This is a genomic window from Pedobacter sp. D749, from assembly GCF_019317285.1.
GTDB lineage: Bacteria > Bacteroidota > Bacteroidia > Sphingobacteriales > Sphingobacteriaceae > Pedobacter.
Genome location: NZ_CP079218.1, coordinates 3,029,812 through 3,042,488 on the forward strand (window position 1 = coordinate 3,029,812; position 12,677 = coordinate 3,042,488).

The window sequence follows — 12,677 nt, forward strand, 5'->3', positions numbered from 1 at the left end:
TAAAATGACTTTTTTTCGAAGAGCGTCCCGGTTTACCATCGGGACGCTTTTTGTTTACTTCTTTTCTCGAATGGCTTTAAATTCCGATCCGTCTTTCCATTTCGGATACGAAGTTTCATTACTGATGCGATATCCCATATCAAAAAGCATTCGAACATCTGCTACAATGCCTGATAAATCCCATGTTTTGGCATCGAAATTATCTTGTGGCGAATGGTAACGGAATTTGGTAAAATCGGCCACCTGCTTTAATCCCCATGTTCTGCCGTTTTTGATGTTATCTACACCCGAACCGGTAAATAATGAAGGTACACCAACCTTTGCCAAATTAAAATGATCGGAACGGTAGTACAAACCAGATGATGGAACAGGATCTGGCACGATTACCCGTCCCTGCTTTTTAGCGGCTTCCGCAGCATAATCTTCCAATTCTGACTGACCAAAGCCGTAAACGACAACATCTTTCGTTTTACCTGCTATGCCCATCATATCCATGTTGATGTTGGCAACAGTTTTATCTAATGGAAAAACAGGATGTTTGGCATAATACTCAGATCCTAAAAGACCTTGCTCTTCTGCTGTATAAGAAATAAACAAAACGGTACGCCCAGGAGCTTTGGGTAACTTTTTAAATGCCGAAGCAATTTCGAATAAAGCTGCCACACCTGTTGCATTATCAACTGCCCCGTTATAAATAGAATCGCCTTTTACTTTCTCTCCTACACCCAGATGATCCCAGTGCGCCGAATAAATAAGAGCTTCATCTTTACGTTTATCGCCCGGTATTTTAGCCAGAACATTATAAGTAACTGATTTCTTGATGGTATTTTTAACTTTCAGTGAGGTGGTAATATTTAAATCAACAGCCTTAAAACCTTTTTTCCGGGCACTTAAAGCCAATTGATCGAATGATTTCCCATCCAATGCAAATAGCTGTTTCGCCTTATCTAAAGTAATCCAGCCTTCTACCACAGCTCTGCTCATTCCATTGTCTTCACTTTGCAGGGTAAGTTTAGATTTCGACCAACCGCTTCGAACAACTGTCCACGGATAAGCCGCCGGCTCGGTATCATGAACAATAATAATTCCTGTGGCTCCCTGACGGGCAGCTTCTTCAAATTTATAGGTCCACCTGCCATAGTAAGTCATATTTTTACCTTTAAACAAAGTAGAATCTGCAAAACCAGGATCATTAATCAACACCACTACCGTTTTCCCCTTTACATCAAGGTTCGCATAATCGTTCCAGCCAAATTCCGGAGCTACAATACCATAGCCTGCAAAAACAAGTTGTGAGTTACTCATGATCACTTCATCTTGCACACGACGGGTGCCAGCAACAAAATCAGTTAAATAATTTAATGTTAGCGAAGCATTTTTTCCTTTCAATACCATTTTATCTTCAGGTACTGATTTAATTTCTACCATCGGTACCTCCTGAAAGAAACTATCTCCATTGCCTGGCTGCAGGCCTAGTTTTTCGAACTGAGTTTTGAGGTAATTAATGGTTTTGGTTTCTCCATTGGTAAAAGGTTTTCTTCCCTCCAAACTATCAGCAGCAATAACGGATAAATATTGGGTTAAACTCGAATCATTAATGGCTTTTATAGCTAAAGAATCGGCATTACCATCAGTACTTTTTGCGCCTTGCTTGCAGGAACCAAAGAAAAGAAGTGTGCAACTTGAAAGTATAAGGAGTTTTTTCATTTTAAAGGATTTTTTCAAATAATTAATCACATTTGCTGAAAAATACGAAGAAATTAGGAGTTCTATTTTAAATGTGAGTATAAACGTACAATTAGTCTCCCGCAGATCTCACAAATTACGCAGATAGAGCTTGAAATCTTTAGTTACTATATTTCAGCGTTTATCATCTTAAATCTGCGGGAACAAACATATGCCTCCCGCTAACCACAAAGATTTACGCAAAACATGTATAGTTAGAGTTATTTCTTAATCAGCTTAAATTTCTTCAATTGCTGCCCATTTTTATTAATCACCCCTACATAAACCCCTGTTGACAAGGCATTAAGTGCAAATTTATTCGAACTCGTGGCTTTTTCTTCGAAAACTTTCTGCCCTAATATGTTAAAAATAGACAGACTATAATCTTCAAATGATCCGCTCAGAATGGTTAAATAATCAGCTACAGGATTAGGAAAAAAAGAAAATTCATCCTCCTTCAGAATAACCACCGATACCAGATCGCTTTGTACCTGACCGTTGGCCGTTTCGAAAGTAACACGATAAAACTGGATTCCGGCTTTCGGTTTATCATCAAAAGTGGTATAATTAAGCTGATTTGAAATGGGTTTCGTCTGCGCTAAAACACTAAAAGTATTCGGACCTGTCAGTTTTTCCCAGATGATGTTCTTTAAATCCAAAGTAGTGCCTATGCTCAGGTCAATTCTTATCCGCTGATCATCGGCCACTGATGCAAATAAATTTCTCACATAACAGGCGATCCCCTGCTGTGTATAATCGATCGTATAACTTTTCAGCCCTGTAAAATCTGTACCGTTTGCCGCCACAGCAAAATATTTGCTAGTAATCTTGCTTGCATCAAGCTTAACTATCGTATCAGCAAGGGTTAACACCGGAGAAAGGATATTATCTACGATATTATACAAAGTGTAGTCTTTCGCACCTGGTTGTGGGTTCCAGTTAAGCACCAAACCATCTTTACAAAAATAGCCAACGCTTAATATCCTGGGACTGGAAATAACAAACGGTTGGCTCAATATTACATTTCCTTCCACTTCCATTTTTATCATTGCTTTAACAAACAGATTTGGTGGATTCCAATGGTAAAAGCCTGTACTTAAATCGACGCCTGAAGCAATTGATTTCCATGCAATACCTCCATCATAACTCACCAACAAGTTCCCTGTTTTGCTTGTATAGGTATTCTCCCAACGGATGTAATTATCTTCATTGGCAAAAAAGTGTTCATTTTTTACAGGACTAATAAAGGAAAAAGTGTTTTTGAATGTGTAACGATAAGCCATTGCGAAGGGCTGGTTATTACCTTGTTCGATCCTATTGCCTTTGACATGAATACTATAAGCACCGGTTGATGGATTATCAAGGGTAATTTGCTGAACATTATTGATTAGGTCTGCTTTACGCACTGCCGGTTTTGAGAGTGAATCTAAATGAGGAAAACTGCTTAATACCCAAGGCAGGATTTGGCTCCCTGTAGGAGTTTCGAGACTTAAATCTAATCCATTAACCAAACTTTGTGCTGCATTTACAACAGCAGGAGGATCGTTCCAGGCAATAGTCAATTTCACTTCGGCTACATTCGCCGGAATAGTTAAGGGAATAAGCAAATCCTGATTTTTGGCCACTTCATACAATGAGGCTCTGTTTTCATCTAAAGTTTTTAACGATTGGGTTACATTGAGTTTTCCAAAACCATAGACGAAATCAACCTGCGGTGTGCCTAAATCATCAGCAGAATTAATCACTGTTGCCCTGATGAGAGATGCAGAAGGTGCTTTTTTATATTTTTGCCGGTAAAATTGTTTGAGCAAAGCGATAGACCCGCTTGTAATTGCTGCAGCGCCTGATGTTCCATCTTCGCCTAAAGCAACAAGTTCTGGCTTTACACGTCCATCGTATGCAGGCCCCTTGCTGCTCAGATTTTCAGAAATATTTTCTCTGTTGATCCCTCCTATCACCAATAGATTTTTCGCCTGCTTAAAATTACCCGTTAAATTGGAACGGGCAGTCATACCTTGATAAAACCCCACTGAAGGTGTGCTTGTTCCTTTATTTCCGGCAGAAAAAACATGGATCAAAGTATCCGTTTCGAAGATCTGTTTATCGTATGCTGCAGCCTCTATTCCGTAATCGTTATCAATATCGGTACCATAAGAATGATTTTGAACGCTAACCTGAAGTTTGTTTAAATCGGTAATCAGGTCAGGCATCAGATTAGTAAAATCAGAATAGGCAAGTTTGGCCTTTGGTGCTGCACCTAAACCCCGGATAAAGGAATTACCGTTTCCTAAAGCTAAAGTTGCCATAATGGTAGCATGAGTGGTAGGCGTTTTGCTAATAGTAGCTCCGGTTACCGTTTTACCCAATAAATCAAGATCGGTAGCATCGTACATCCCTTCTTTAAAAGAAACATTTATACCTGCACCATCAATGCCGGGAAAAAGATTTCTGGCGTTAGAAATTTGGTTTAAAGTCAGGTCGAGACCATTTATAACCTCCTCCTCTTTGGCAACAGGTAAAATATCGGCATATAAAATATCATTAAGCTCCAGCAACAACATTAAATCGCCAGGTAATAGGTAAACAGTGCAGATGTGATTTACAGTATCGGTTGATTTTATCTTTAAACTCGCAATGACCTTTGGTAAAGCATTTATATTTTTTAAGGCTAGTCGGACCAGGATAGAATCGTTCCTTTTATTGCTTTTACTCAGCACTTTCATCAATCTATCACTCACCTTCCAAAGTCCGTTGGCTTGTTCCTGGTAAATTACATGGTTTGAAAAGTTAGAAATATTTGATTTTTGGACAATAAAATAGTCGCCTGAAAGACTTTTTTGGGGTTTCAATAATTGAATTTCGGCTGCTGTTAAGGTGCGGTTGAACCTGACCAGAACAGGCTGATCGGCACCCAATTTCACAGAATTCCCTGTTTTTGAAATATATTTTTCATTTTTTTTTTCTATTCCACCAGGTTGTGCCTGTGCGTTTAAACAAAGAAAAGACAGACAAAAAACTAAAACTAAATATACAGTAATGACTTTCAAATATTATTTTATTATAAATTTTTGTTTACATGGTTTATCTTCCCTAAATTAGGATTTATAAGGTAATCCACAAACATTATTAACTAACTAATTCAACCTAAACTAATTTAATTCTAACTAAGATGAAAACAACTAATTTTTTATCGATTGCAGCAGCATGCCTTCTTCTCACGAACCTATACTCTTGTAAGAGTAATAATACAGAAAATGCAGTAGAAAGCAAGACTGAAATTTCAGCAGACAAGTTATCACAGATCAAATCCTTAGGCTTCAGTACCGACAATATCCGTAAGATAGACGAAGGTTATTTGGTGGAAGGCGATATCCTTTTAACTGACGACAATTTAGCTGAACCTTCTACTGATGCAAATTTAAACATTGCCGAAACTGAACAGTACCGAACCACAAACCTGGTTAAATCGTTGCCACGTGTAATAACAGTATCGGTAACCAATTTGCCGCAGGTATATAGCGATGCTGTAAACACCATGATTTCGAGATACAACTCTTTGGGTTTACGTATCACTTTCCGCAGGGCTAACGCCGGAACAACCGGAAACATTAATGTAGTAGGTTTTAACGAAGGTCCGAGTGGTGGTTTTATTACCTTAGGTTCTGCTGGTTTTCCTACTTCATCAGGTCAGCCTTTTAACCAGATCAGAATGAACACCAATTCAGCTGCATATGGTTCTAATCCTAATTTGCTGTACCTGGCTTCAGTAATCCAGCATGAAGTTGGCCATTGCATTGGTTTCCGTCATACAGATTATATGAACCGTGCTTTTAGCTGTGGTGCAAGTGGTGCAGGCAATGAAGGCGCATCGAATGTTGGCGCTGTAAGAATACCAGGAACACCTTCTAATCCTGATGCAGCTTCATTCATGTTAGCCTGTTCTAACGGCGGCAACCGCACTTTCAATGCAAATGATGTAATTGCTGTAAATTACCTTTACAAATAAAAGCTATTAACGGATTACCTTAACAGATCAGAAGCCCCGAAAATTTCGGGGCTTTTTTGTTTGACTCTTATTAAACAAGCTACTATTAATCACAGATGCACACGGATTGATCTGTGTGCATCCTTTTTATCTGTGGTTAAATACAACAAAATGGTTTGTGGGGAAACAAGCCATCACAATCATGTTTAAAATTTAATCGGCTACCTCTTTGATAAACTTTCCACTGGCATCATACCAAACATTTACATCGGGTGTACCCTCAATATCGATTTTGTAGGTTATTTTTCCGGCAGTATTAATCCAGTCAACATCATCAATCCTGCCTTTTGGATATTTTGCTTTAATATTTTTAGCAATTACTGCTGGCAATTTGCCATTTGGGATATCCTTTTCAAAAGAAAGTGTTTTACCTGAAAAAGTGTAAGTAGCCTTATGATCAACGCTTCCTACATTAAAATCGACTTCATAGTTTGCGCCTTTCTTTTCCCAGTCTACATCTGTTGCTTTCGGATAAGCTTTATTAAATGCCGCTTTAATAACAGATGGAACATCTTTTTGATTTATATCTTGAGCGCTGCTACTGGCAATCCCTCCAACCAAGAGAAATGCTGCCAAAATTGTGCTTTTATAATTCATAATAAAACAACAGTCATGTCCCTTTAATTGTTTCGCTCTTAGATCGTCTCTAAAATGGTTTGTGGGGACACAAACCATGACGAAAAGAGAAAACTTTGCAATCGAAAGGTTTAGATTTGGAACACAACCCTACAATAATTAAACCTGATAGCGCCAAATAGCTCCCGATTTAAGAAAATATTGTATTTAAGAAAATTCAAATCGGGACTATAGGCAATAGCAGGACTGAAATAACCGAAGAACTACCTGGTCCTGCTTTCCAAAAAACTATCTAACAGTAAAACAAACACTTACTATTTAGATTGCCACAGCTAATGAAAAATTAGCTTCGCAATGACGACTTATCGTTATAAAAAATGGTTCGTAAGGACACAAACCATGGTGGGAAAATTGTTTCCAAAAAACAGATGGCTTGCAGTAAAAATATTTAACCACGGATAGACTCTGATAAACACGGATTGAATTTGTGTGCATCCTTTTTATCTGTGGTTAAATGAAATTATTTTCCGTTTTGCTCAATATCTCTGTCCATTTCTACCAGATCAACATTACTTGGGTCAGAAAAATCGCCAATTAGATATTTGTTAAAATGATCGGCCAGTTTCCAGAAAGCATATTCTGTCATATCTCCAAAACCATGGCGCTGACCTGGAATAATCAGGAAATCGAAACGTTTACCTGCTTTCATTAGCGCATTGGCTACACGGATTGAGTTTGCCGGGTGCACATTGTTGTCTACATCGCCATGCATCAATAACAAATGTCCTTTTAAGTTTTTGGCCAGATCAGGATTTTTATCAATGCTATATTTAAATGAGGTATCGCCCTTTAATGAAATGGTTTCTTTTACACCATGGTGTTTCTCGCTCCACCAACGGTTGTAAATACTATTATCATGGTTTCCTGCGTTCGAAACCGCAGCTTTAAAGAAATCCGGATAAACCAACATGGCGGCTGTAGACATAAAACCACCACCAGAGTGACCGGTAATACCCACCTTCGACTCGTCTATGTAAGAATATTTTGCGGCCAATTGCTCAATAGCAGTTTTTTTGTCAGCTAAACCATAGTCGCGCAGATTGCCGTAACCATAAGTATGGTACCATTTAGAACGTGAAGGGTTTCCGCCGCGGTTGCCAACCGTAATTACGATATAACCAAATTGCGCTAAACGCTCGGTACGGTCCATACTTTTGCTGAAAGCTTTATTTACCGCCTCTGTTTGTGGCCCTGGGTAAACATATTCGATGATCGGATACTTTTTATTAGGGTCAAAATCGAAAGGTTTATACATTACGCCATACAGATCAGTTATGCCGTCATCTGCTTTTACTTTAAAAGGCTCAGGAAATTTGTAACCTGCCGCCACCAGCAAGGAAAGATCTGTAGTTTCAAGATCCATCACTTTTTTTCCGCTTCCGTCGTAAAGTGTAGCTTTTGGTGCAGTATTTACTCTCGAATAATTATCAACAAAGAAAGTATTGTTATCATTCATATTTGCCAGATGATCAAAATCGCCTGCATTTAACAGTTTCATGTTCGAACCATCGAAATTAATACTGTACAGATGCAGATAATAAGGATCTTCTTTGCCTTCCCTTCCATTAGCGGTAAAATAAAGAATGCGTTTTTTCTCGTCGATATTTACAATACTCTCACAGTGGAAAGCACCTTTGGTAATTTGGTTTTTCAGCTTCCCATTTCCATCAAAAAGATAAAAATGTGCCCAGCCATCGCGCTCACTCCAATGAATCAACTCTTTACCATCGTTAACCAAACCCGGGCGATTAACTTCAACATACGTATTAAAACGTTCGTCTATTAATGGCGTAACCTTACCTGTAGCAATATCAACCGTACCAATGTCAATACGTTTTAAATCGCGGCTGGTACGCGAAAAATAGAACCTGCTATCGTTACCCAACCAAATAGATGGGCGGAATTCGTTATCACGGTCTTTATTTAATGATGGTTTGCCCCATACCGAAATACTTTGATCTTTAAATGCGGCAACATTCATTTTTTTATAAGACTTCGTAGCAAAATCGAACAGCAAGATTTCATCCTGAGGAGCTTCGGCCTCTCCGGGCATCTGGTATTTATAAGTTTCTAAAGTTGGCCGACCAGGCGTAACACTATTAATTACCCAAAGATCTTTAACCTTGCGCGAATCGGTTCTATCCAAAACAAAATATTTTGAATTCGGCGACCAAAGCACATAAGCGCCGCGACGTTTTTTATTGTTTTTTTCGTTCTCCACATTGTTCTCACCATCGCCATCACTTCCGTACGAATAGAATTTAATGCCATCTTTAGTGAGCTGGTGCTCTACAATGGTGCTGTCATCTTCATTTTTAACCGCTTTTTTGTAGTTGTCTTTATCCATCCAAAACAGGTTGTAGTTACGGGAGAAGATGATGGCTGAAGAATCTGGTGCTACAGATCCCCATGATGGTTTAGGCTTTGGTTTACTGAAATTTGGTACCTCAGTTAATTTTGCACTGGCCAATTCGTATTTGAAAGAAAATATTTTTTTCTGCATAGAATCTGCGGCTTTTTTATCTTTTCTATCTTGTTTTAGCTCATCAACCGTGCTTTTGATTTCGAAAGAAATGCTTTTTTCGTCGGCTGCAAATTTTAAGTTTTCGAGCGGTAAATGTTCTGCATCAAATGGATCCCGAACAATCAGGGTAATATCTGCTGCCAGTTTAGCATTATCAAACATCAGTTTTTTGTTTTTTGATGCAGGATCTACCAGGTACCAGAATTTCCCTTTTGGACTTTCGAAAGTGTACCAGAATCGGTTGCTCAATTTTAGCCAATGTGGATCTACAGTGGTAGAATAAACCATTTTCTTCAACTTATTGGGCGAAAAACGCGATGCAAGCTGATAATTTGCTTTAGGCTGTGGCTGAATATTTTCGGTAATGGTAAAGGTTTTGTTTTGTGCAGCAACAGTTAAAGATAAAAACTGCGCACCGAGCAGGAGTTTGTAAAGTTTATTCATCAAAATTTGTTTGAGCTGCTAAATTATTTAATTAAAGGATATTAAGCAGGCCCTGATGTGTAATAAATGCGATAGTTAGCATAATTTCCAACAACTGAAATTAATTATTAACACAATTTATTTTGATAGATAAATAATTAATGGATTTCATAGTTTTGTAGTTATATATCCTAATAATGAAATACAGCTTTTTAACCTTAATAACAGCCGGAGCAATCTTATTTGCCAGCTGCCAATCTAAATCTCAAACAGAAAATTCTGCCAATAAAGATTCTGCCGAAAAAAATACCAAAACAGAAGCAAGTACCGGAACACCAGTTGATGTTTCGAAAATTAAAGTTGCTGATGCTAAAACCATTTTAGCCAGAAAACAAGTGCCAATTTTATGTTACCACCAGGTAAGAAACTGGAAACCAACTGATGGTAAAGTAGGTAAAGACTATATTGTAGAAATCCAGAACTTTAAAGATCAGATGAAAATGCTGGCCGATAGCGGTTACCACACCATTTTACCAGATCAGCTTTATGCTTACCTGAACACTGGTGCTGCCCTACCGAGCAAACCGATTATGTTAACTTTTGATGATACCGATATGGACCAGTTTACCATTGTACGCCCAACTTTAGAAAAACTGGGCTATAAAGCGGTTTATTTTATCATGACCGTTTCGATAGGTAGAAAAGGCAAATTTGTGGATTACATGACGAAAGAGCAGATTAAACAACTTTCAGATGAAGGAAATGTGATCGGCAGCCATACGTATGACCATAAAAACTTTAAAAAATATGCCGGTAAGGATTGGGAAGAGCAATTAGATAAACCAACCAAAAAACTGGAAGAAATTACCGGCAAAAAAATGACCGAATTCGCCTATCCTTTTGGCTTATGGAATGCAGAAGGCATCCCTGAGCTTAAAAAACGTGGTTTTAGAATGGCTTATCAACTATCAACCAAACGTGATGAAAAAGACCCGTTGTTTACCATCCGCCGGATTATTGCAAGTGGTTACTGGTCGCCAAAAACATTGAGCAACAGCATTAAAAATAGCTTTTAATTAAGACCAGTACGTTATGAAAGGTTTCCTGCTCTATGCTTTAGTTTCAATACTACTTTTAACCTCTTGCCAGCCCTCTAAGGCTTCAAAAGAAAAAACAGCAGTTGCAAATCCTACCGAAAAGGTTAAAATAGATTCGGCAAATACCAAACCTGCCGATAACAAAACCATTTTGGCAAAAAGAGAGGTTCCTGTACTGTGTTATCACCAGATCAGGAATAATATTGCTAGTGATAGTAAAAGAGCACATGACGATATTATTGCTCCTGATAAATTTAAGCAGCACATGAAAATGCTGGCCGATAGTGGTTACCACTCTATTTTACCCGATCAGTTGTACAATTACCTGGTTTACGGTGCTAAATTACCCGAAAAGCCTATTATGATTACTTTCGATGATACGGATGAAGACCAATTCACGATTGGCAACAGCACATTGAAAAAGTACGGTTTTAAAGGTGTTTATTTTATCATGACGGTATCTATCGGGAAAAAAGGCCGCATTAGTTACATGACTAAAGAGCAGATTAAACAATTAGCTGATGAAGGAAATACCATCGCCAGCCATACCTACGATCATAAAAACTTTGCACAGTTTACCAATGCCGACTGGACCACTCAAATTGATGAACCCACAAAAAAACTGGAGCAGATTACTGGAAAAAAAATAGAATATTTTGCTTTTCCTTACGGAGTTTTCAAATCATCTACTTTGCATAAACTAAAGGAACATGGCTTTAAGGCTTCATTTATTCTGTCTACTTCAAGAGATGAAAACTTCCCGCTTTACACCATCAGAAGAATAATTGATCCGGGAAGATACACGGCAAAAAACTTATATTACAGCATAAACAAGAGTTTTAACAAAACAAAATCTTAGTAAAGAGGTTTAAATTTGGAAGATTGGAGCAATTAGATAATACAACGTGACAATCTTCCAATTTAGTTAATTTGTCTGCCTTATGAAGTATTCTTTTCTTTTTTGCCTTTTTGGATTAGCGATAATATCAGCGTGTAACAGTCCTAAAAACGGAACCAATACCAGCAAAACTACAGATAGTACGGTTAATGTAAAAGCCGGGCTTACCGAGAGTTTCTATAAGCGGTTAGAAGGCACCATTGCAGGCAAAAAGGTAGTCATGCATCTGCAAAAAGTTGATGACGATGTAAGCGGTTTTTATTATTACGATGGCTCATGGCTTAACCTCTCAACCGATACGCTAATCGGGAAAGATAGCATGGTACTTACCGAGTATAGTTTTTATGAATCATACTTTACGCAGGATTCAAAATCACCACATTTAAAATTAAAATGGAATGGAAATGGTTTTGACGGCACATGGGAAAGTGGCGATGAAACAAAAAAATACCCGATTGCCCTGAAAGAAAAATATCCTGAAGGAAGTTATCAGTTCAATGCAGGCATTTACGAAGATTCGGTTAAAGCTTTTGCCAACCAGGCCAAATCGCCAGCTGCGCAGATCAGCTTTGAATACCTGGAAAGTAAAAATTCAGATGAATACGGCAACTGGTTAAATACTGAACTTAAAAAGATATTGGGAATAAAAGCGCAGGTTGAACGGACAAATGGTTTTAAAAATATTGCTGCAGACTATTTTAAAGATTATAAATTGCAGGTTGCCGAACAAAATAGCAATGGTGATGATTATGAGGCCTGGATGAATTACACCAACAACAGTCAGCAATCGGTTAATTATAACGATAATGGTTATGTGGTAATCGATTTCCTGGCTGATGCTTATACCGGCGGCGCACATGGTAATTATAGCAGTGTGATGTATTGTTTGGATGTGAAGAACAAAAAACAAATGGTATTGAGCGACATTGTTAAAATTGATTCGAATACTTTACAGGGTATTTTAGAACGCAATCTTCGCAAAGAATATAATATTAAAGCCAAAGATGCTTTAAGCACTGTGCTTTTTGATGATTTTATAAAACCAAATAATAACTTTTATTTCAATGCGAACGGCATCGCTTTTATGTATAACCCATACGAAGTAGCAAGTTACGCTCAAGGGCAAATTGTAGTGTTTATTCCTTATTCGGATTTAAAGGCTTATTTGGTGCCGGCTTTTGCGCAACGGATGGGGGTTAAGTAGCTTTACAATTAGGAGTTTTCAGTTGATTATTGGTTAACTGTTAGAACTGGTTAGCTGAAAACTTATCATCTGCGTTTATCATCTTAAATCAGCGGGAATAAATATGAAAAAGGTTTCCCGCAGAT

At 38.0% G+C, this 12,677-nt stretch carries 8 protein-coding genes; 4 read left to right on the forward strand and 4 right to left on the reverse strand.

Translation table 11 applies throughout. The features are described 5' to 3' along the window. Positions 1-54 precede the first annotated feature (54 nt). Both KYH19_RS12185 and KYH19_RS12190 read right to left on the reverse strand, forming a co-directional pair. Entirely contained in the window at positions 55-1,707 is a 1,653-nt protein-coding gene (locus KYH19_RS12185) for a M28 family metallopeptidase (protein ID WP_219075311.1), read from the reverse strand. Between the two features lie 239 nt (positions 1,708-1,946). Continuing rightward, positions 1,947-4,772, reverse strand: coding sequence for a S8 family serine peptidase (locus KYH19_RS12190; protein WP_219075312.1), 2,826 nt, complete (start codon positions 4,770-4,772; stop codon positions 1,947-1,949). 122 nt (positions 4,773-4,894) lie between these two features. Between KYH19_RS12190 and KYH19_RS12195 the strand changes: the two genes are divergently transcribed. After that, positions 4,895-5,731 carry a M57 family metalloprotease gene (locus KYH19_RS12195; protein WP_132401505.1) on the forward strand — a complete coding sequence of 279 codons (837 nt, stop codon included), beginning with the start codon at positions 4,895-4,897 and terminating at the stop codon, positions 5,729-5,731. Between the two features lie 192 nt (positions 5,732-5,923). On the opposite strand, the gene KYH19_RS12200 is transcribed toward KYH19_RS12195, so the two are convergent. Both KYH19_RS12200 and KYH19_RS12205 read right to left on the reverse strand, forming a co-directional pair. Continuing rightward, entirely contained in the window at positions 5,924-6,346 is a 423-nt protein-coding gene (locus KYH19_RS12200) for a PepSY-like domain-containing protein (RefSeq protein ID WP_219075313.1), read from the reverse strand. Positions 6,347-6,866: 520 nt separating this feature from the next. Next, the gene (locus KYH19_RS12205) at positions 6,867-9,374 is read right to left on the reverse strand and encodes a DPP IV N-terminal domain-containing protein (protein WP_219075314.1); all 2,508 of its coding nucleotides are present in this window, start codon (positions 9,372-9,374) and stop codon (positions 6,867-6,869) included. A 176-nt stretch (positions 9,375-9,550) separates the two neighbouring features. Between KYH19_RS12205 and KYH19_RS12210 the strand changes: the two genes are divergently transcribed. From KYH19_RS12210 to KYH19_RS12220, 3 genes are all read left to right on the forward strand, one after another. Further along, complete coding sequence (locus KYH19_RS12210) at positions 9,551-10,429, forward strand: polysaccharide deacetylase family protein (protein WP_132401514.1); 879 nt, start codon at positions 9,551-9,553, stop codon at positions 10,427-10,429. Positions 10,430-10,445: 16 nt separating this feature from the next. Then, positions 10,446-11,309, forward strand: coding sequence for a polysaccharide deacetylase family protein (locus KYH19_RS12215; protein ID WP_132401517.1), 864 nt, complete (start codon positions 10,446-10,448; stop codon positions 11,307-11,309). A gap of 82 nt (positions 11,310-11,391) precedes the next feature. Next, the gene (locus tag KYH19_RS12220) at positions 11,392-12,552 is read left to right on the forward strand and encodes a DUF3298 and DUF4163 domain-containing protein (protein WP_219075315.1); all 1,161 of its coding nucleotides are present in this window, start codon (positions 11,392-11,394) and stop codon (positions 12,550-12,552) included. Positions 12,553-12,677: the final 125 nt, after the last annotated feature.